Genomic DNA, 20,078 nt, shown 5'->3' with positions numbered 1-20,078 from the left:
CTCCCTAGCCCAAGGGGGTGTGCCCCAGGCCCTCGAGGACGGCCCAGACCCGCTGGGCCCAGAGGTCCTCCGGTCCGAGGAAGAGCTGGACCCGCTCGGCCACGGCCTGGGCCCCGGGGACGAGGGCCAAGGCGGCGTGGTAGGGCTGGGCCAGGTCCAGGGGAGGGCGGGGCGTGTTGAGAAGAAGGAGGTCCACCCGGAGGACCAAGGCCCGCACCTCCTCAGGGCGGAGGGCCACCCGGCCCCGGAGGGGAGGGGAGAGGCGGGCGAGGAAAGCATCCCCCTCGGCGTAGCTCGGGGCGGCCACGTGGACCTCGCCGAGGCCCCGGAGGAAGGGGGCGAGGTCAAAGCGGAGGGCCCCAAGCCACAAGGCCCGGGCCCCGGGAAACCGCTGGGCGAGGAGCCTTTCCAGGGCGACGCCCTCGGTGTACTGGCCGAGAAGCTCCCCGCCCGTGGGGACGAGGAGGTCCACCCGCCCGGCCAGGCCGGCCTCGGCCTCGAGGCGGACCCCCTCGGGCACGGAAGCGGCCTCTTCCAGAACCGCCCCGGCGAAGCCGAGCCCCTTGAGGCAGGGGAGGAAGGCCTCCCACCCCTCCTCCATGGCCACGGGGTGAAGGAAGAGGGGCAGCCGGGCCGCGGCCACCTGGGCGAGGAGGAGGTCAAAAAAGCCGCCCCCGCCCCGGTGCAGGTAGAGGACCGGGCGGGGGGTGGAGGCGAGCGCCCTCATGCCGGCCTAAGCTCCGCGTACTTAAGGGAAAGGCGCTTGAGCCCGAACCCTTCAAAGTGGACCGTGACCTCGTCCCCCTGGGCCGCCACCACGGTGCCGGGGCCGAACCGGGGGTGGACCACCCGCTCCCCGCCCCGGAAGGCCCCGGGCCTTGGGCGGTGGGGCGGAGGGGCGGGTTTGGGGACGCGGTAGGGGTCGTACACCTCATATAGCCCCTCCTCCACCTCCTCCAGAAAGCGGCTCGGCCGGGCGGGCTCCCGCCTGCCGTAGACCTCCCGCTCCTCGGCGTGGGAGAGGTAGAGCCTTTCCTGGGCCCGGGTGATGCCCACGTAGAAGAGGCGGCGCTCCTCCTCCAGGCCCTCAAGGGTGCTTACGGAGTTGCGGTGGGGCAGAAGCCCCTCCTCCACCCCCACGAGGAAGACCACGGGGAACTCCAGCCCCTTGGCGTTGTGCAGGGTCATGAGGGCGACCTTTCCTTCCGCCTCGGCGGGCTCCTCCGCCTTGGCGGTGAGGGCCACCTTGTCCAGGAAGTCCTGCAGGTCCTCCGCCTCCTTGGCCGCCCTTAGGAGCTCCTCCACGTTTTCCAGGCGGTCCTCGGCGTCCTCGGGGTAGGCCTCCCGGAGGTAGGTGGGGTAGTCGGTGGCCTCGAGGAGGTGGCGGAAGAAGGCCTCGGCGGGGCCGAAGACCAGGTCCTGGAGCTCCTCCACCAAGGCGACGAAATGCCTAAGGGGCTCGGCGCGGGAAGAGGTCCTCGCCGCCTCCTTCAGGGCCTCCCAGGGAGGAAGCCCCTTCTCCTGGGCGAGGAGCTGCACCCTGGCCCAGGTGGCCGGGCCGATGCCCCGAGGGGGGGTGTTCAGGACCCGCTTCAGGCTCACGGCGTCCAGGGGGTTGAGGGCGAGGCGGGCGTAGGCCAGGAGGTCCTTGACCTCGGCCCTTTCAAAGAAGCCCACACCCCCCACCACCCGCGCCGGGATCCCCCGCCCCGCCAAGGCCTGCTCCAGAAGGCGGCTTTGGGCGTTGGTGCGGTAAAGAACGGCGTACCGGTCCCAAGGGGGGCCGAGCCGGGCGATCTCCTCGGCCACGAAGCGGGCCTCCTCCCGGGCGTCCTCCGCCCGGTAAAGGCGCACGGGCTCCCCGCCCCGCTTCACCGGGCGCAGGGCCTTTTCCAGGCGGAGGGCGTTCTTCACGATCACGGCGTTGGCGAGGCGGAGAATGGCCTCGGTGGAGCGGTAGTTCTCCTCCAGGCGGTAGACCCGGGCCTCGGGGTAGTCCCGGGTGAAGTCCAGGATGTTCTTGATGTCCGCCGCCCGGAAGGAGTAGATCCCCTGGTCGGGGTCGCCCACGGCCATGAGGTTGGCCTCCTCTCCAGCGAGAAGCCGGGTGAAGCGGTACTGGACGGGGCTCGTGTCCTGGTACTCGTCCACGTGGATGAAGCGGGCCCGCTTGCGCACAAGCCTGAGGACCTCCTCGTCCTCCTCTAAAAGCCTCAGGGCGTAGAGGAGGATGTCCCCGAAGTCCAAGGCCCCCTGGGCCTTAAGGGCCTCCTGGTAGCGCACCAGGACGTCCCCAAGCCTTCCCCGGGAAAGCCCGGCGTAGTACTCGGGAAGCTCGCCGAGGAGGGCCTTAAGGCCCACGCCCCGGTTCTTCGCCCGGTCCAAAAGGGCCTTGATGGGGCCGGGCCGGGCCGAGAGGGCGAGCTCCTTCAGGACCTCCTTGAGGAGGGCGGTCTGGTCGTCCTCGTCGTAGACCACGAAACCGGGTCTTAAGCCCACCCGCTCCCCGTAGACGCGGAGGATCCTTAGCGCGGCGGCGTGGAAGGTGGAGACCCAGACCTCCCCCGCCCCCGGGACCAGCCCCCGGAGGCGCTCCCGCATCTCCTCCGCGGCCTTGTTGGTGAAGGTGACGGCCAGGATCTCCGAGGGAAAGACCCCCCGGCGGGCAACGAGGTAGGCCACCCGGTGGACCACGGTGCGGGTTTTTCCGCTCCCCGCCCCGGCCACCACCAGGGCAGGCCCCTCAAAGTGAAGGACCGCCTGGCGTTGGGCCTCGTTGAGGGAGGCTAGGAGGGCGTCGCTCACGGGGAGAGTCTACCACGCGCAGGGTAGACTTTAGGGCATGGAGCTTGTGGCCACGCAAGACGGCTTCGTAGGGGAGATGGCCCGGGGCTTCACCTTCCAGGCCCTGGGGGAGGTGGCGGCGGGCTTCGGGAAACGCCTCCAGGCGGAAGGAATCCTTCGGGTGGTGGTGGGGCACGACGCCCGTTTCCTCGCCCGGGAGATGGCGGAGCACGCCGCCGGGGTGCTCGCGGGGCTCGGCCTCGAGGTGCACCTCCTCGAGGGCCCCGCACCCCTCCCCTTCTTCGGCTTCGCCCTAAAGGCCAAGGAGGCGGCGGGCTTCTACCTCACGGGAAGCCGCCGGCCCCCCGCCTTCCAAGGGGTGAAGCTCCGCCTAGCCCCGGGGAAGCCCCTCCCCGGGAAGGAGGTGGTCCCCCTAAGCCCCCCTCCCCCGGGGCCCTTCGCCCCGCTGGAAGTGCGCCGGGGCTACCTGGACCACCTTCGGAAGAGCGCCCAGGGCCTCGCCTTCAAGCGGGGCGTGGTCTACCTGGACGCCATGGGCGGGGCGGGCGGCGGGGTTTTGGGCCAGGTCCTGAAGCGCCTCGAGGCCCCCGTGGAGCTCCGGGAGCTCCACCCCCTCCCCCACCCCCTCTTCTACGGGGTGGCACCGGACCCGAGGCCGGAACACCTGAAGACCCTCCGCCTCCTCCTCCGCGAGGCCAAACCCCCCGCCTTGGGCCTCGCCCTGGACGGGGACGCCGACCGGCTTGCCGTCTACCTCCCGGGGGGGGAGGCCCTCCCGAGGACCAGGCCCTGGCCCGCCTCCGGGAGGCGGCCCAGGGCCGGGAGGTGGAGGCCCTGGGGGAGGGGGCCTACCGCTTCCCTTGGCACCTGGAGGAGCCCGACCCCTTCTTGGCAGCCCTCCTCCTCATGGGGGTGCTCCTGTGAGGGAACTCCTCCCCGGCCTCTACCTCCTTCCCGTCCCCATCCCCTACCCCTTGAAGACGGTGAACCTCTACCTCCTCCAAGGGGACGGGGAGGTGGCCCTCGTGGACACCGCCCTCGGCACCCGGGCTGCCCGGGGGGCTTTGGAACTTTTCTTGGCGGAGCTTGGCCTTTGCTTCCAGGACGTGAAAACCGTCCTCCTCACCCACCACCACCCGGACCACTATGGCCTCTCCGGCTTCTTTGAGGGCCTGGGGGCCAAGGTCTACCTCCACGAGGAGGAGTTTCCCCGGGGCCACCGCTTCTGGCGGGAGCCCGAGGCCTTCGCCAAAGCCTCCATCCGGCTCTTCCTGGACCACGGCACCCCGGAAAGCGCCCTCCAGGGCATCCGGGAGACGGTGGAGAAGACGAGGGAGCGGGTCTACCCGCCGCAAAACCCCCTCCCCCTGAGGGACGGGGAGGCGCTGGAGGTGGCGGGGAAGCGGCTTAGGGTCCTCTGGACCCCGGGGCATGCGGACGGGCACGCGGCCTTCTACCTGGAGGAGGAGGGGGTGCTCCTCGCGGGGGACGCCCTCCTGGAAAAGGTCTCCCCCAACGTGGGGCTTTGGGCCTACACCCGGGAAAACCCCCTCAAGGACTTCCTCCGCTCCCTGGACCGCCTGGCGGGCCTGGGGGCCAGGGTGGCCTACGCCGGGCACTTCGGCCCCATTGGGAACGTGCGGCAAAGGGCGGAGGAGCTCAAAGCCCACCATAAGGCCCGCCTCGAGGCCCTCCTTGCCCTCCTGGACGGACCCAAAACCGCCTGGGAGCTCTCCCTCCACCTCTTTCCCCAGGAGCTGGACCTGGCGGGCCGGCGCTTCGCCTTCGCCGAGACCCTGGCCCACCTGGAGTACCTCCGGGAGGAGGGGGCGGTGGGGCGGGAGGGCCCGCCCTACCGGTACTTCCGGCGCTAAGGCCCCTAGCCCTGGCCGGGCTTGCCCCGGGGCGGAGTCCGGGGGTAAGCTTTGACCCGGTTCAAGGAGGTGCCATGAAGCCCTGGTACGCCCACTACGATCCCGGGGTCCCCAAGGAGGCCCCCGCGCCCCGGCTCCTTCCCGAGGCCCTGGCGGAGACGGCCCGCCGCTTCCCCAAGAAGGTGGCCCTGGAGTTCTTGGGGCGAAGTCTCACCTACGAGGCCCTCTGGCGCGAGGTGGAGGCCTTCGCCAAGGGCCTAGAGGAAGCGGGGCTAAGGCCCGGGGATCGGGTGGCCCTCATGCTCCCGAACTCTCCCCAGTTCGTCATCGCCTTCTACGGCACCCTCCTCGCCGGGGGCGTGGGGGTGAACACCAACCCCATGTACACCCCACGGGAGCTACGGCACCAGCTAAAAGACGCCGGGGCCCGCTTCCTGGTGATCCTGGACCAGCTCCTCCCCCGCTACCTGGAGGTGAAGGGGGAGGTGCCCGTGGAGAAGGTGGTGCGCACGGGGATTCAGGACTACCTCCCCTTCCCCAAGAACCTCCTCTACCCCCTCCTTCTCAGGCGGAAAGGGGAAGCCCCCAAGGCCCTCGAGGGCATCCCCTGGCGGGCCTTCCTCAGGCCCGGAACGCCCCGCCCCGTGCCCCTGGACCTGGACGACCTCGCCCTCCTCCAGTACACCGGGGGCACCACGGGCCTCGCCAAGGGGGCGATGCTCACCCACAAAAACCTCTCCGCCAACGCCCTCCAGGTGCGGGCCTGGATCCCCGACTTTAAGGAGGGGGAGGAGGTGGTCCTCGGGGCCATCCCCTTCTTCCACGTCTACGGGATGACCGTGGCCATGAACCTGGCCCTCCTGGGCGGGGCGAAGCTCGTCCTCCTCCCCAGGCCCGAGATCAAGGCCATCGTGGAGGCCATTGAGAAGCACCGGGTCACCCTCTTCCCCGGGGTGCCCACCCTCTACGTGGCCTTCAACAACTTCCCCGGCATTGAGAAGCGGAACCTGAAAAGCGTGCGGGCCTGCATCTCCGGCTCGGCGCCCCTGCCTTTGGAGGTGGCCGAGCGCTTCATGGCCCTCACCGGGGCCAAGCTGGTGGAGGGGTACGGCCTCACCGAGGCCAGCCCCGTGACCCACTGCAACCCCCTCTACGGGACCCGCAAGCTGGGGAGCGTGGGCCTCCCCTTCCCCGGCGTGGAGGCCAAGGTGGTGGACGAGGAAGGGAAGGAGGTCCCCATAGGCGAGGTGGGCGAGCTCGTCGTCAAGGGCCCCAACGTCATGAAAGGCTACTGGAACCGCCCCGAAGAAACAGAGAAGGCCCTCAAAGACGGCTGGCTCTACACCGGCGACATGGCCAAAATGGACGAGGACGGCTACTTCTACATCGTGGACCGCAAAAAAGACATGATCATCGCCGGCGGCTACAACATCTACCCCCGCGAGGTGGAAGAAGTCCTCTACCAGCACGAGGCCGTCCAGGAAGCCGCCGTGGTGGGCGTCCCCGACCCCTACCGGGGAGAAACCGTGGCCGCCTTCCTCGTCCTCAAGGAGGAGTACCGCGGCAAGGTCACAGAAAAGGACATCGAGGCCTTCTGCCGGCAGAACCTTGCCGCCTACAAGGTCCCCCGCATCATCCAGTTCCGCGAAAGCCTCCCCAAGTCCAGCGTGGGGAAGATCCTCAAGCGGGAGCTGCAAAAGGAAGTGGCGGCGAAGCGGTAAAATGCCCCCATGGGCAAGGTCTACAAGAAGGTGGAGCTCGTGGGCACGAGCGAGGAAGGCCTCGAGGCCGCCATCCAGGCCGCCTTGGCACGGGCGCAAAAAATCCTGCGCCACCTGGACTGGTTTGAGGTGAAGGAGATCCGGGGCACCGTAGGCGAGGGTGGAGTGAAGGAGTACCAGGTGGTCCTGGAGGTGGGGTTCCGCTTGGAAGAGTAGGCAAACTTAATCAAGAATAAGCAATGGACTTGACAACAATGGACTCACCCTCTTACCCTGAAGGTGGGAGGTGAGGCCTATGAGCGCCACCGGACTAGAGGTCTTTGACCGGACCCTCCACAAGACCCATGCCTTGCTCAAGGCGATCATGGAGGAGCTCGGCACCGAGGACCGCCACAAGGCCTACCTGGCCCTGAGGGCGGTGCTCCACGCCCTTAGGGACCGGCTCACCGTGGAGGAGGTGGCCCAGCTCGCCGCCCAGCTTCCCATGCTGGTGCGGGGCCTGTACTACGAGGGCTGGGACCCCACGGGCAAACCTCTTAAGGAGCGGCACAAGGAAGCCTTCCTGGCCCACGTGGCCGAGGAGCTCAAGACCCCTTCCGGCCCCGCCGTGGACCCGGAGGCCGCGGTACGAGCCGTCTTCAAGGTCCTTTCCCGGGAGATCTCCCAAGGGGAGCTAGAGGACATCCTGAGCCTCCTGCCCAAGGAGATTCGGGAGCTCTGGCCCGAGGGCTAGGGTTTGGGGCCCCACCCCGGCCCGCACCGGGGTGGGGTTTTCAGTCCAGGACGAAGCGGTCCTCCGTCTCGTGGAGGCGGACCCGGTGGACGATGCGCTGATCCTGGCCCCCTTCCCCGTCCGTCATGGCCACCACGGTGACGTAAGGCCTCAAGGGGCTTTTCAGCACCTTCTTGGTGAGGGTCTCCTCCACCTGGAAGATCCCAGCGGAGTTGTTCATGGTCACCTGGATCTCCACCGGCACCTTCTCCCCCTTGAGGATCCGCACCTCGTCCACCGCCAAGGCGCTGATGGAGTGGATGTCTATGCTCCCGAGCTGGAAGGCCTTCCTACCCCGGCCCTTGGTGATATCGGTCCCGTCCGCCACGGCGGTGATCCCGGCCTCAATGGTCAAGGGCTCCGGGGAGAGGTCGTGGCTGTAAATGCCGTGGAGAATCAGGGCCCGGATGGCGGTGCGTTGCTCGGGGTCGGGGTAGAGCCTGTCCAGGATGCGGTTCAAGATGGGGAGGGCAAGGACCACCCCAAAGGCCTCGTGCCCAAAGCGGTGGACCTGGTTACCCAGGTCGTGGAGCATGGTGGAGAGGAGCACGACCACGTAGGCGTCCTCGAGCTCCCCGGCCCCCGACTCCACGGTGTCCAGGCGGACCCCCGCCTCCGAGAGGAGGGCAAGGATGGCCACGCTGGCCGCCCCGGTGAGGAGGGCGTGGACCCGGCCGTGGTCGTTGTAGCCCAGCTTGCGCATGGTGAGGTAGTTGGCCATGTTCCAGCCTGCCCGGGCCTCCGGGTCCTGGACAAGCATCTCGTAGGCCTTAAGGGCCTTGGGAAAGTCCTTGAGGCGCTCTCGGATGGCCTGGTCGGCCTCCGAGTAAAGCTTGGCCTTGGGGCTCGCTACATGGAATACGCGCTCCTGCATCCTCCGCCCACCTTACCCCATCCGGGAGGAAAGGGCTTCGGCCCTACTCGCCCTTGAAGCTCGGGGGACGCTTCTCCAGGAAGGCCCGCACCCCCTCCTTCATGTCCTCCGTGGCGGCGGCGTAGCCGAAAAGGTCGGCCTCGATTTCCAGGGCCTCGGCCAGGTCCAGGCCCTCGCCCCGGACCACGCTCTCCTTGGCCAGGGCCAAGGCGATGGGGGCGTTCTTCAAGATCTTTTGGGCAAGCTTCTTGGCCTCCTCCAGGGCGTCTTCTGCTACCCGGTTCACCAGGCCCAGCATGAGGGCCTCCTCGGCGTCCACGTGCCGCCCGGTGAAGATGAGGTCCAAGGCCCGCCCCCGGCCGATGAGGCGGGGCAGGCGCTGGGTGCCCCCGAAGCCGGGGATGAGGCCGAGGCCCACCTCGGGAAGGCCCAGCTTGGCCCCCTTGGCCGCCACCCTGAGGTCGCAGGCCAGGGCGAGCTCCAGGCCCCCGCCCAGGGCATAGCCGTTGATGGCGGCGATGGTGGGGACGGGGAGGGCGGCGATCTCGGCGAAGACCCGCTGGCCAAAGAGGGCGTACTCCCGGCCCATGAAGGGGTCCTTGATGGCCGCGATCTCCTTCAGGTCAGCCCCCGCGGCGAAGGCCTTCCCCTCCCCGGTGAAGATGACCGCCCGGACCTCAGGGTCCTGCTGGACGAGCTCAGGAATTTCGGCAAGCTCCTCCAGGAGGCTCTGGGAGAGGGCGTTTAGGGCCTCGGGCCGCTTCAGGGTCACCAGGGCGATGCCCTCCTCCACCTCGTAAGCCAGGTGCTCAAACTCCGGGATCTCCAGGACGAACTCGTGTTCGTGCTCGTGCTCCATGGTTCAAACCTCCAGGACGGCCTCGAGGGCTACCTCCACCATACGCCGAACGCCCTCTTGAAGCACCTCAGGGGGAGCGAGCTCCGGGTCGCCGATGCGGTTGGAGACGGCCAGGATGGCCCCCGTCCGCACCCCCCGCATCCTTCCGAGGAGGAAGAGGGCGCTGGCCTCCATCTCAAAGGCGAGGACGCCGTAGCGGGCCCAGGCCCGGGCCTCCTCGGGGGTGGTGGCGTAGAAGGCGTCCTCGCTGGCGACGAGCCCCACCCGGTGGGGGTAGCCCAAGGCCTCCGCCCGGCGCCAGAGGGCCCGGAAGACCTCGGGGTCGGGCACCGGGGCGTAGGGGCGCCCCTCCAGGTACTGCCGGGTGGTGCCGTCCAGGGGCACGGCCCCCTGGGCCACGATGAGCTCCCCCGGGGCGAGGTCCGAAGAAGCGGCCCCCGCCGTCCCCACCCGGACGAGGACCCGGGCGCCAAGCCGGACCAGCTCCTCCACCACGATGGCCGCCGAGGGGGTGCCCATCCCCGTGGTTTGGACGGAGACGGGCACGCCCTTGTAAAGGCCCGTGTACCCCCAAAGCCCCCGGTGGTCGTTGTACCGCCTGGGGTTTTGCAAAAAGGTCTTGGCGATCCACTCGGCCCGGCCCGGATCCCCGGGGAGAAGGACGCGCTCCGCCACGTCCCCGGGGTGGGCGCGCACGTGGATGGGGCTCATACCGCCAACATACTACAGCCTGAGGGCGGGAAGCCCTTCCAACAGGGCCTCGTCGTGGGTGGCGAGGAGAAGGGCCGCCCCCTCCTCCCGGGCCAGGGCCCGGAGGAGGGCCAACACCTCCCGGGCCTGGCGGCGGTCCAGGCTCGCCGTGGGCTCGTCGGCGAGGAGGAGCCGGGGCCTCAGGTAGAGGGCCCGGGCCACGGCCACCCGCTGCCTCTCCCCCCCGGAAAGACGCTGGGGCAGGAGGTGGGCCTTCTCCTTAAGGCCGAGGGCCTCCAGGAGGGCCAAAGCCCGCCCCCGGTCCACCCGCCCCGCCAGGTACCCGGGCACGAGGACGTTCTCCAGGGCGGTGAGCTCGGGGAGGAGGAAGTGGTGCTGGAAGACGAGGCCCAGAAAGGAAAGCCGCCTCCGGGCGAGGCGCGCCTCGGGGACCCCCGGATCGCCTCCCCCTCCCAGTAGACCTCCCCCTCCTGGAAGGGGAGGAGGCCCGCCACCAGGTGGAGGAGGGTGGTCTTGCCGCTCCCCGAAGGTCCGAGAAGGGCGAGAGCCTCCCCCGGGCCTAGGGCGAAGGAGAGGCCGCGGAAAAGGGGGCCGTTGCCGTAGCTGTAGCCGAGGCCTCGGGCCTCGAGGACCGGGCGCACCCTCTCATCCTCTAGGCAGAAGATGAAGTTTCCGTTAGACTCTTGGCGGTGAAGGGAAGCCCCCTGTTCCACGGCCTGGCCCCGGAGGAGGTGGACCTGGCCCTGAGCTACTTCCAGCGGCGCCTTTACCCCCAGGGGAAGCCCATCTTTTACCAGGGGGACCTGGGGCAGGCCCTCTACCTGGTGGCCTCGGGGAAGGTCCGCCTCTTCCGCACCCACCTCGGGGGCCAGGAAAGGACCCTGGCCCTTCTGGGGCCGGGGGAGCTTTTCGGGGAGATGAGCCTCCTGGACGAGGGGGAGAGGAGCGCCAGCGCCGTGGCCGTGGAGGACACCGAGCTCCTCGCCCTCTTCCGCGAGGACTACCTGGCCCTGATCCGGCGCCTCCCCCTGGTGGCCCACAACCTGGCCGCCCTCCTCGCCCGGCGCCTCCGGGAGGCCGACTTGGAGCTTGACCTCCTCTCCTTTGAGGAGGCCCGGAACCGGGTGGCCTACGCCCTCCTCAAGCTCCTCCGCCAGGGGCTCGGCCCCCTCTTCCGGATCCGCCACCACGAGCTCGCCGCCCTGGCGGGGACCAGCCGGGAAACCGTCTCCCGGGTCCTCCACGCCCTGGCCGCGGAGGGGGTGGTCAGGCTCGGCCCCGGGACGGTGGAGGTGCGGGAAGCGGCGCTTCTTGAGGAGATCGCCTTCGGGCTTGCCTAGGAGGAAGCGGTGCGCCTGCGCGTGGACGTGATCCCAGGGGAACACCTCGCCTACCCGGACGTGGTGCTGGTGGTGGACGTGATCCGGGCGACCACCACGGCGGCGGCCTTCCTGGAGGCGGGGGCCGAGGCCTTGTACTGGACGCCTAGCCTAGAGAGCGCCCTCGCCTTCAAGGACGAGGACGTGGTCCTGGCCGGGGAGACGGGGGGGCTGAAGCCGCCCCGGTTTGACCTGGGCAACAGCCCCCGGGAGGCCCTCTCGGCCCAGGTGGCGGGGCGGGTGGTGGTCATGAGCACCACCAACGGCACCAAGGCGGCCCACACCGCCGCCCGCACGGCCAAGCACGTCCTCCTGGCCTCCCTGTACAACGCCCACGCGGCGGCCCGCCTGGCGAGGGAGCTCGCCACGGAGGAGGTGGCCATCCTCTGCGCCGGAAAGGAAGGGCGGGCGGGCCTGGACGACCTCTACACCGCCGGGGTCCTGGCCGAGTACCTGGGGTTCCTGGGGGAGGTGGAGCCGGAGGACGGCGCCCGGGTCGCCCTCGCGGTGAAGCGGGCCTACCCCGACCCCCTGGAGGCCCTAAGCCTTTCCGCCGCCGCCCTCGCCCTCAAGCAGGTGGGCCTCGAGGCCGACGTCCCCTTCTGCGCCCAGGTGGCCAAAAGCGCCGCCGTCCCCGTCCTCCGGGGCCGGGTGGGCGAGGCCCTCATCTTCAAGCGGGCCTGAGCCTCCAGGCTCCACAAAAGCTGCCCACGGGGGGAAGCCCTTTTGGTGGGCTTAGCGGGCGGCGAGGCGGGCGTGGAAGCCTAGGCCGAGGAGGATAGGGTCCAGCTCCGGCGCCAGGGCCACAGGGAGAGGCAGGGGGAGGTCGGCGAGGGCCAGAACCTCGGGCTCGGGGGAGAGGACGAAGAGGGGCACCCCCTTGGCCTTAAGGCCCTCCAGGGCGGGGATGAGGCCGGCCAAGACCCCGTCCCGCCCCACCAGGACCAGGAGGGGGAGGCCGGCGGGGAAAAGCTCCTCGAGGGCGGCCACCCCCTCGGCGCGGAGGCCCGCCTCCTTGAGGCGCAAGGCGGCCTCCAGGGCCACGGGATAGGCGAAGCCCGGCCCCAGAACGAAGAGGCCCTCCCCCACCTCCAGGCCCTCCTCCCCCTCCAGGGCCCGCGCCATGGCCTCCGGCAGGGCAGGAAGGGCCTCCCGCAGGAGGGGCTCCTCCAGGAGGTGGGCGGCAAGCTGGGCCGTGGCCGCAAGCCCGGCAAGGAAGCCCGCGCCCTCCGCCCCGCCCAGGTGGAGGGGGAGGACCGCCTCGGCCGCCCCGGCCAAGGGGCTCTCCTCCCGACCCACGAAGGCCAGGGTCAGGAGGCCCTCCCCCCGGTAGGCCCGCACCAGTTCCGCCGCGCCCGCCCCCTCCCCGGCGAGGTCGTAGGCGAGGAGGAGGCTCGGAAAAGGCGCCTTGGGCCTCGCCCCGTAGAGGGCGAAGAGGGGGAGGGCCAAGGGAAGGACGGGCCAGAGGAGGCGGGCCTCGAGGAGGTGCTTGGCGTAGAGGGCGGCGAGGCCTCCCCGCCCCCGGGCCGCGGCCAGGACGAGGGCCGGGTTCCTGCGGCGGAGGAAGCGGGCGAGGCTTCGCACCTCGGGCGCGTTCTCCTTGAGGAGGCGTTCCACCACCCCCGGGGCTTCCGCGGTCCAGGAGGCCATGGGGCCATGATAGCAAGGCCCATCCCCGCCCTAGGCCCTACCCCCATCCCCCGAGGGGGTGGTATACTTCCACGGATGGACCGCATCGTCATCCGGGGCGCTCGGGAGCACAACCTGAAGAACATCAGCCTGGAGCTTCCCCGGGGCAAGTTCATCGTCATCACCGGGGTTTCCGGTTCGGGGAAAAGCACCTTGGCCTTTGACACCATCTACGCCGAGGGGCAGAGGCGCTACGTGGAAAGCCTCTCCAGCTACGCCCGGCAGTTTCTGGGCGTGATGGACAAGCCCGAGGTGGAGAGCATTGAGGGGCTTTCCCCGGCCATCTCCATCGACCAGAAGACCACGAGCCACAACCCCCGCTCCACCGTGGGCACCGTCACGGAGATCCACGACTACCTCCGCCTCCTCTTCGCCCGCGTGGGGCAGGCCTTCTGCCCCGAGTGCGGCCGTCCCATTGAGAAGCAGTCGGCGAGCGAGATCACCGACCGCCTCCTCAGGCGCCCTCCCGGCACCCGGGCCATCCTCATGGCCCCCCTGGTCCGGGGGAGAAAGGGGGAGTACAGGAAGCTCTTTCAGCAGCTCCTGAAGGAAGGCTACGCCCGGGTGCGGGTGGACGGGGTCATCTACCTCCTGGAGGAGGCCCAAGGCCTCAGCCTGGAGAAGTACGAGAAGCACGACATTGACCTGGTGATTGACCGGGTGGTCCTGAAGGAGGAGGAGCGCCCCCGCATCGCCGAGGCGGTGGAGCTCGCCCTGCTTCGGGGGGAAGGGCTTCTTAGGGTCCTCTACCCGGACACCGGGGAAGAGGAGCTCTTCTCGGAGAAGTTCGCCTGCCCCGAGCACGGCTCGGTCCTGGAGGAGCTGGAGCCCCGCATCTTCTCCTTCAACAGCCCCTACGGGGCCTGCCCCGCCTGCTCCGGCCTCGGCTACCGCCAGGAGTTTGACCCCGAGCTCGTGGTGAACCCCGAGCTCTCCCTGGCCGAGGGGGCCATCCTCCCCTGGTCCCGGGGGCGGGACACGGGGAGGAGCTACCTCTGGGACCGCCTTAGGGCCCTGGCCGAGCACCTGGGCTTTGACCTCAAGACCCCCTTCAAGGACCTGCCGGAGGAGGCGAAGCGCGCCGTCCTCTACGGCCTTCCCGAGCCCTTTGAGGTGGTCTTCCGCCGGGGCGGCAAGGAAACCTTCCGGGTGGAGGTGCGGTACGAGGGGGTGATCCCCTGGCTGGAGAAGCGCTACCAGGAGTCCGACTCCGAGGGGGTGCGCGAGGCCTTGGAGGGCTTCATGTCCTTAAGGCCCTGCCCCGCCTGCGGGGGCACCCGGTACAAGCGGGAGGTCCTCTCGGTCAAGGTGGCGGGGAGAAACATCGCCGAGGTCTCGGCCCTACCGGTGCGGGAGGCCTTGGCCTTCTTCCAAGACCTGGAGGCGAAGCTTTCCCCCTTTCAGGCCAAGATCGCCAAGCCCATCCTCAGGGAGATCGTGGAGCGGCTCGGCTTCCTGGTGGACGTGGGCCTGGACTACCTCACCCTGGACCGGGCGGCCAACACCCTCTCCGGGGGCGAGGCCCAGAGGATCCGGCTCGCAACCCAGGTAGGCTCGGGCCTCACCGGGGTCCTCTACGTGCTGGACGAGCCCTCCATCGGCCTCCACCCCCGGGACAACCAGCGCCTCATCCGCACCCTCAAAAGGCTCCGCGACCTGGGCAACACCCTCATCGTGGTGGAACACGACGAGGAGACCATGCGGGCCGCCGACTGGATCGTGGACATGGGTCCGGGGGCGGGGATCCACGGGGGGAGGTGGTGGCCCAGGGCACCCTGGAGGACATCCTCAAAAGCCCGCAAAGCCTCACCGGGGCCTACCTCAGGGGGGAGAAGAGGATCCCCGTGCCCGAGGCGAGGCGCAAGGGGAACGGCAAGTGGCTCGTCCTCAAGGGCGCGCGGGCGCACAACCTGAAGAACGTCACCCTAAGGATCCCCCTGGGCCGCTTTGTGGCCATCACCGGCCCCTCGGGGTCGGGAAAGAGCACCCTTGTCCACGACGTCCTCTACGCTGCCCTGGCCCAGAGGCTCATGCGGGCCAAGACGACCCCCGGCCCCTACGAGGCCCTGGAGGGGGTGGAACACCTGGACAAGGTCATCGAGATTGACCAGTCCCCCATCGGCCGCACCCCCCGGTCCAATCCCGCCACCTACACCGGGGTCTTTGACGAGATCCGCGACCTCTTCGCCAAGACCCCGGAGGCCAGGAAGCGGGGGTATGGTCCAGGCCGCTTCTCCTTCAACGTCAAGGGCGGGCGGTGCGAGGCCTGCGCTGGGGACGGGACGGTGAAGATTGAGATGCTCTTCCTCCCCGACCTCTATGTCCCCTGCGAGGTCTGCAAGGGGAAGCGTTACAACAAGGAGACCCTGGAGGTCAAGCTCAGGGGGAAGAGCATCGCCGACGTCCTGGACATGACCGTGGAGGAGGCCCTGGACTTCTTCCAGAACGTTCCCTCCATCGCCCGGAAACTCCAGCTCATGGTGGATGTGGGCCTCGGATACATGAAGCTGGGCCAGCCCTCCCCCACCCTCTCCGGGGGCGAGGCCCAGCGGATCAAGCTCGCCACGGAGCTCGGCCGCAAGGCCACGGGCCGCACCCTCTACATCCTGGACGAGCCCACCACGGGCCTGCACTTTGACGATGTGGCGAAGCTCCTCTCCGTACTCCACCGTCTGGTGGACGCGGGCAACACCGTGGTGGTCATTGAGCACAACCTGGACGTGGTGAAGACCGCGGACTGGGTGATTGACCTCGGCCCCGAGGGCGGGGACCGGGGCGGGGAGATCGTGGCCGAGGGCACCCCCGAGGAGGTGGCCCTCACGGGGAGCCCCACCGGGGGCTTTCTCGCCCGGATCCCCGAGATCGCCGCCCGGATCGGAGTGGCGGCGGACTAGAGGACCGCACCCCGGCCCAGGGCCCCGCCTCCGCCAGGAGGGCGGCCACCGCCTCCTCGTCCTTCTCGGGCACGGCGAAGAGGAGAACGTGGAGGGGCATCTCAGACGAGGGCCGCCTAGGGGCGGGGAAGGGACGGGTTCAGGCCGGAAAGCCAGGCGGAGAAGGCCTCGAGGCCCCTCCGGTACATGGCCTGCCGCTTCTCCTTCTTGCCCATCCGCCCCTCCACCGCAGGCACCAGGCCCCAGTTGGCGTACATGGGCTGGAAGCCCTCGGGGTTGGCCGTGGCCAGGTAGCGCACAAGCCCCCCCAGCATGCTCTCCTCGGGGGGCGCCACAGGGGGAAGGCCCAAGGCCCGCCGGGCGGCGTTGAGCCCGGCCAAAAAGCCCGTGGCGGCGCTTTCCAAATACCCCTCCACCCCGGCCAAGACCCCGGCGGCGAAAAGCCCTTCCGCCTCCCTAAACTCCAGGGTCTCGCCAAGGAGCCTCGGGGCGTTTAGGTAGGTGTTCCGGTGCATCACTCCGTAGCGGACGATCTCGGCGTTTTCCAGACCGGGGATCATCTGAATGAGGCGCTTTTGCTCCGGCCACTTGAGCCCCGTCTGGAAGCCCACCAGGCTCCACATCCGCCCCGCCTTGTCCTCCTGGCGAAGTTGCACCACGGCATAAGGCTCCTTCCCCGTGCGGGGGTCCACGAGGCCCACGGGCTTCATGGGGCCGAAGAGGAGGGTCTGGTAGCCCCTCCGGGCGAGCTCCTCCACAGGGACGCAGGCTTCAAAGAACTGAAGGTTTTCCCAGTCATGGGGCACGTGCTTTTCTGCCTGCACGAGGGCCTCGTAGAAGCGCCGGTACTCCTTCTCGGTCATGGGGCAGTTGAGGTAGTCGGCGCTCTGACCGTAGCGCCCGGCGCGGAAGCACTTCGTGAGGTCAATGCTCTCGTAGAGGACGATGGGGCTTGCGGCGTCGTAGTAGGCGAGGAAGTGGTCGCCGAAACGCCTTTTCAAGGCCTCGGCCAAGGCCTCGGAGGTCAAAGGCCCCGTGGCCAAGATGGTGATCCCCTCCGGGATCTCCCCCACCTCCTCCCGCACCACCTCTATTAGGGGGTGCCGGGAAAGCCTTTCCGTGATGTAGCCGCTGAACTCCTCCCGGTCCACGGCCAAGGCCCCCCGGCGGGAACCCGGGCCCTTTCCGCCGCTTCCATGACGAGGCCTCCCGCCTGGCGCATCTCCGCCTGCAGAAGCCCCTTGGCGTTCGTCTCCCCTTCCCCGCCCAGGGAGTTGGAGCAGACGATCTCGGCGAAGCGGTCCGTGGCGTGGGCCGGGGTCATGCGCTTGGGGCGCATCTCAAAAAGGCGCACGGGAACGCCCAGGCGCAAGAGGGTCCAGGCGGCCTCGCTCCCCGCGAGGCCACCGCCCACCACGTTCACCCGTTCCATCCTTTAGATGGTAGCACCGGAAAGGCTTTTGGAAAAGTATAATGGGCTCCATGGTGCGGCACCGGTTCCGGGTGGAGGAGGTGGAGGCCTTGGGGGCGCTCCACCCCGAACTCCGCCTGGAACTCCTAGACGGCGAGGTCTACGAGATGGCCCCCCCTTCCAGCGAGCACGCGGGGCTTCTGGACTGGCTCCTCTTCGTCCTGGGCCCCAGGGTGGCGGGGCTTGCCCAACTCCGGGTGCAAAGCCCCTTGCGCCTCTCCGAGGAAAGCCTCCTCCTCCCCGACCTCCTCCTCCTCAAGCCCCGGGAGGACTTCTACACCCAGGCCCATCCCGGCCCGGAGGACGTGCTCCTCCTGGTGGAGGTTAGCCTCTCCACCGAGGCCTGGGACCGGGAGAAGAAGCTTCCCCTCTACGCGCGGGCAGGCCTTCCCGAGGTCTGGCTCCTCACCCGGGAGGGCCTCGAGGTCCACCGGGAACCCAGGGAGGACCGCTTCCACCGCCGCTTCCGGATCGCCAAAGGGGAAAAGATCGCTCCCCTCCTCCTGCCCCAGGCGGCGTTCCTCTTCCAGCCCCCCCTATGAGCCTCGCCAAGCGCATCGTCCCTTGCTTGGACGTCCACGCGGGCCGCGTGGTCAAGGGCGTGAACTTCGTGAACCTAAGGGACGCCGGTGACCCCGTGGAGGCGGCCCGGGCCTACGACGAGGCGGGGGCCGACGAGCTCGTCTTCCTGGACATCTCCGCCACCCACGAGGAACGGGCCATCCTCCTGGACGTGGTGGCGAGGGTGGCGGAGAGGGTCTTCATCCCCCTCACCGTGGGCGGGGGGGTGCGCTCCTTGGAGGACGCGAGGAAGCTCCTCCTTTCGGGGGCCGACAAGGTGAGCGTGAACTCCGCCGCGGTGAGGCGGCCCGAGCTCATCCGGGAGCTTTCCGACCACTTCGGCGCCCAGGCGGTGGTCCTGGCCATAGACGCCCGGTGGCGGGGGGACTTCCCCGAGGTCTACGTGGCGGGGGGGCGCGTGCCCACGGGCCTCCACGCCGTGGAGTGGGCGGTGAAGGGGGTGGAGCTTGGGGCCGGGGAGATCCTCCTCACCAGCATGGACCGGGACGGGACCAAGGAGGGGTACGACCTCAGGCTCACCCGGATGGTGGCCGAGGCGGTGGGGGTTCCGGTGATCGCAAGCGGGGGGGCCGGGCGGATGGAGCATTTCCTCGAGGCCTTCCAGGCGGGGGCCGAGGCCGCCTTGGCGGCCAGCGTCTTCCACTTCGGGGAGATCCCCATCCCCCTACTCAAGCGCTACCTGGCGGAAAAAGGCGTGCACGTCCGGCTAGACTAGGGGCATGGACCTTTCCGCCGTCCGTTTTGACGAAAAGGGCCTCGTCCCCGTGGTGGTCCAGGACGCCCGCACCGGGGAGGTCCTCACCCTGGCCTACGCCAACCGGGAGGCCCTGGAGGAAACCCTAAGGACGAGGCGGAGCACCTTCTATAGCCGAAGCCGCCAGGCCCTTTGGCGCAAGGGGGAAACCTCCGGGAACGTCCAGGAGGTGGTGGAGGTCCTTCTGGACTGTGACGGGGACGCCGTGGTCTACCGGGTGGTCCCCCAAGGCCCCGCCTGCCACACGGGGGAGAGGACCTGCTTCCACCGGGCCCTCCTTGAAGGGGAGAAGGACCTCGGCTTCGTGGTGGGCCAGGTCTACGCCACCATCAAGGAGCGCCTAAGGACCCTCCCCGAGGGAAGCTACGTGGCCCGGATGCACCAAGCGGGCCTGGACCGGATCCTAAAGAAGATCGGGGAGGAAGCGGGGGAGGTGATCCTCGCCGCCAAGAACCAAAACCCCGAGGAGCTTCGCCACGAGGCGGCGGACCTCCTCTTCCACCTCCTCCTCACCCTGGCGGAGCTCGGCCTCACCCCCGAGGACCTGGCGAAGACCCTCTGGGAGCGGCACCGGCCGCGAAGCCCTTATGATGGAAGCCATGGAAATTGAACGCCGGCTGGTCCTCGAGGTCGTCCGGGTCACGGAGCAAGCGGCCCTGGCCGCGAGCCGCTTCGCGGGCAAGGGGGACAAGGAGGCGGTGGACGAGGCGGGCACCCAGGCCATGCGCCGGGTGCTGAACGAACTCCCCATAAGGGGCACCGTGGTCATCGGCGAGGGGGAGATGGACGAGGCCCCCATGCTCTACATCGGGGAGGTCCTGGGCCAGGGGGGGCTGGAGGTGGACATCGCCGTGGACCCCGTGGAGGGCACCACCACCGCCGCCAAGGGCCTGCCCAACGCCGTGACCGTGATCGCCCTGAGCGAAAAGGGCGGGCTCTTCCACGCCCCCGACATGTACATGGAAAAGCTCATCGTCCCCCGCCCGCCGCCGGCCTCGTGGACCTCACCTGGCCCGTCTCCGCCAACCTCAAGGCCCTGGCCCTCGCCCTCCAGCGCTCCGTGGAGGACCTGGTGGTGGTGGTCCTGGACCGCCCCCGGCACGAAAGGCTCATCCGGGAGATCCGGGAAGCGGGGGCCCGGGTCAAGCTCATCTCCGACGGGGACGTGATCGCCGCCCTGGCCGCCGCCATCCGCGGCACCGGGGTCCACGCGGTGATGGGCATCGGCGGAGCCCCAGAAGGGGTCTTAGCCGCCGCCGCCCTAAAATGCCTGGGCGGGGAGATCCAGGCCCGCTTCGTCCCCCAAAGCGAGGAGGAGCGGGAACGGTTAAAAGCCATGGGCGGGGACGAGCACCGCATCTACAAGACCGAGGACCTGGCCCCGGGCAAGGAGATCGTCTTCGCCGCCACCGGGATCACCGACGGGGACATCCTGGAGGGCGTGCGCTTCTTCGGGGGCGGGGCCAGGACCCACTCCATCGTCATGGGCCACGCCACACGGGTGGTGCGCTTCATAGACTCCATCCACCTCTTTGAGACGGGCGCCCGGGTCACCATCCGGGTCTAAACGGGGAGGCCCCTGGGGGCGCTTGGGCCGTAAGAACGCAGGGGGCGAAACGCCCAAGCGCCCCGGCGGCCGCCACGTGGGGGCCTCTTCCCCAAGGACATCCGCCCCGGGGCTTTCGGCGTAGGC

15 protein-coding genes and 5 pseudogenes are annotated in these 20,078 nt (G+C 69.4%); 12 read left to right on the top strand and 8 right to left on the bottom strand.

Translation table 11 applies throughout. From position 1 onward, the window contains the following. Positions 1-4 precede the first annotated feature (4 nt). On the bottom strand, positions 5-727 hold the full coding sequence (locus AV541_RS03655) for a hypothetical protein (RefSeq protein ID WP_008632914.1): 723 nt from the start codon (positions 725-727) through the stop codon (positions 5-7). Then, positions 724-2,805 (bottom strand): ATP-dependent helicase, encoded by a 2,082-nt coding sequence (locus AV541_RS03650; protein WP_060384260.1) that lies wholly within the window; start codon positions 2,803-2,805, stop codon positions 724-726. The genes AV541_RS03655 and AV541_RS03650 overlap by 4 nt, the downstream gene beginning before the upstream one ends. Before the next feature lie 37 nt (positions 2,806-2,842). On the opposite strand from AV541_RS03650, the pseudogene AV541_RS03645 reads away from it, so the two are divergent. The 5 genes and pseudogenes from AV541_RS03645 (at position 2,843) to AV541_RS03625 (ending at position 7,133) form a co-directional block, all read left to right on the top strand. Next, positions 2,843-3,729: pseudogene (locus AV541_RS03645) on the top strand (phosphohexomutase domain-containing protein). After that, positions 3,726-4,679 (top strand): MBL fold metallo-hydrolase, encoded by a 954-nt coding sequence (locus AV541_RS03640; RefSeq protein ID WP_060384259.1) that lies wholly within the window; start codon positions 3,726-3,728, stop codon positions 4,677-4,679. The pseudogene AV541_RS03645 and the gene AV541_RS03640 overlap by 4 nt, the downstream one beginning before the upstream one ends. Before the next feature lie 74 nt (positions 4,680-4,753). Then, the gene (locus tag AV541_RS03635; RefSeq protein WP_060384258.1) at positions 4,754-6,400 is read left to right on the top strand and encodes a long-chain-fatty-acid--CoA ligase; all 1,647 of its coding nucleotides are present in this window, start codon (positions 4,754-4,756) and stop codon (positions 6,398-6,400) included. 9 nt (positions 6,401-6,409) lie between these two features. Beyond that, the gene (locus AV541_RS03630; RefSeq protein ID WP_008632923.1) at positions 6,410-6,616 is read left to right on the top strand and encodes a dodecin; all 207 of its coding nucleotides are present in this window, start codon (positions 6,410-6,412) and stop codon (positions 6,614-6,616) included. Positions 6,617-6,695: 79 nt separating this feature from the next. Further along, positions 6,696-7,133, top strand: a complete 438-nt coding sequence (locus AV541_RS03625) for a DUF2267 domain-containing protein (protein ID WP_008632925.1) — start codon at positions 6,696-6,698, stop codon at positions 7,131-7,133. Positions 7,134-7,173: 40 nt separating this feature from the next. On the opposite strand, the gene AV541_RS03620 is transcribed toward AV541_RS03625, so the two are convergent. From AV541_RS03620 to AV541_RS03605, 4 genes and pseudogenes are all read right to left on the bottom strand, one after another. Then, entirely contained in the window at positions 7,174-8,046 is an 873-nt protein-coding gene (locus tag AV541_RS03620) for a hypothetical protein (RefSeq protein ID WP_060384257.1), read from the bottom strand. A 43-nt stretch (positions 8,047-8,089) separates the two neighbouring features. Next, a complete protein-coding gene (locus tag AV541_RS03615; RefSeq protein WP_060384256.1) occupies positions 8,090-8,905 on the bottom strand; it encodes an enoyl-CoA hydratase/isomerase family protein in 816 nt (271 codons plus the stop codon). Between the two features lie 3 nt (positions 8,906-8,908). Further along, positions 8,909-9,616 (bottom strand): phosphorylase family protein, encoded by a 708-nt coding sequence (locus AV541_RS03610; RefSeq protein WP_011173486.1) that lies wholly within the window; start codon positions 9,614-9,616, stop codon positions 8,909-8,911. Between the two features lie 12 nt (positions 9,617-9,628). Further along, positions 9,629-10,257 (bottom strand): annotated as a pseudogene (locus AV541_RS03605) (ABC transporter ATP-binding protein). Between the two features lie 48 nt (positions 10,258-10,305). On the opposite strand from AV541_RS03605, the gene AV541_RS03600 reads away from it, so the two are divergent. Both AV541_RS03600 and AV541_RS03595 read left to right on the top strand, forming a co-directional pair. Beyond that, positions 10,306-10,956, top strand: coding sequence for a Crp/Fnr family transcriptional regulator (locus AV541_RS03600; protein WP_014629249.1), 651 nt, complete (start codon positions 10,306-10,308; stop codon positions 10,954-10,956). Between the two features lie 9 nt (positions 10,957-10,965). Then, positions 10,966-11,679, top strand: coding sequence for a 2-phosphosulfolactate phosphatase (locus tag AV541_RS03595; RefSeq protein ID WP_060384255.1), 714 nt, complete (start codon positions 10,966-10,968; stop codon positions 11,677-11,679). Positions 11,680-11,730: 51 nt separating this feature from the next. On the opposite strand, the gene AV541_RS03590 is transcribed toward AV541_RS03595, so the two are convergent. Then, on the bottom strand, positions 11,731-12,645 hold the full coding sequence (locus tag AV541_RS03590) for an SIS domain-containing protein (protein ID WP_060384254.1): 915 nt from the start codon (positions 12,643-12,645) through the stop codon (positions 11,731-11,733). 75 nt (positions 12,646-12,720) lie between these two features. On the opposite strand from AV541_RS03590, the pseudogene uvrA reads away from it, so the two are divergent. Then, a pseudogene (gene uvrA / locus AV541_RS03585) lies at positions 12,721-15,578 on the top strand (excinuclease ABC subunit UvrA). 116 nt (positions 15,579-15,694) lie between these two features. Here uvrA and trmFO read toward each other — a convergent pair. Beyond that, a pseudogene (gene trmFO / locus AV541_RS03580) lies at positions 15,695-16,960 on the bottom strand (methylenetetrahydrofolate--tRNA-(uracil(54)-C(5))-methyltransferase (FADH(2)-oxidizing) TrmFO); the annotation flags it as partial. Positions 16,961-17,060: 100 nt separating this feature from the next. On the opposite strand from trmFO, the gene AV541_RS03575 reads away from it, so the two are divergent. The 4 genes and pseudogenes from AV541_RS03575 to glpX all read left to right on the top strand — a co-directional run bounded on the left by AV541_RS03575 (position 17,061) and on the right by glpX (position 19,952). After that, complete coding sequence (locus AV541_RS03575) at positions 17,061-17,591, top strand: Uma2 family endonuclease (RefSeq protein ID WP_014629244.1); 531 nt, start codon at positions 17,061-17,063, stop codon at positions 17,589-17,591. Then, complete coding sequence (gene hisF, locus AV541_RS03570) at positions 17,588-18,346, top strand: imidazole glycerol phosphate synthase subunit HisF (protein ID WP_060384253.1); 759 nt, start codon at positions 17,588-17,590, stop codon at positions 18,344-18,346. Before AV541_RS03575 ends, hisF begins: the two co-directional genes overlap by 4 nt. Before the next feature lie 4 nt (positions 18,347-18,350). Next, positions 18,351-18,995 carry a bifunctional phosphoribosyl-AMP cyclohydrolase/phosphoribosyl-ATP diphosphatase HisIE gene (gene hisIE / locus AV541_RS03565; RefSeq protein WP_060384252.1) on the top strand — a complete coding sequence of 215 codons (645 nt, stop codon included), beginning with the start codon at positions 18,351-18,353 and terminating at the stop codon, positions 18,993-18,995. Next, a pseudogene (glpX, locus tag AV541_RS03560) lies at positions 18,985-19,952 on the top strand (class II fructose-bisphosphatase). Before hisIE ends, glpX begins: the two are co-directional and overlap by 11 nt. Positions 19,953-20,078 lie beyond the last annotated feature (126 nt).

This window comes from Thermus parvatiensis (assembly GCF_001535545.1).
Lineage (GTDB): Bacteria > Deinococcota > Deinococci > Deinococcales > Thermaceae > Thermus > Thermus parvatiensis.
This window is presented reverse-complemented; position numbering and strand designations above follow the sequence as displayed.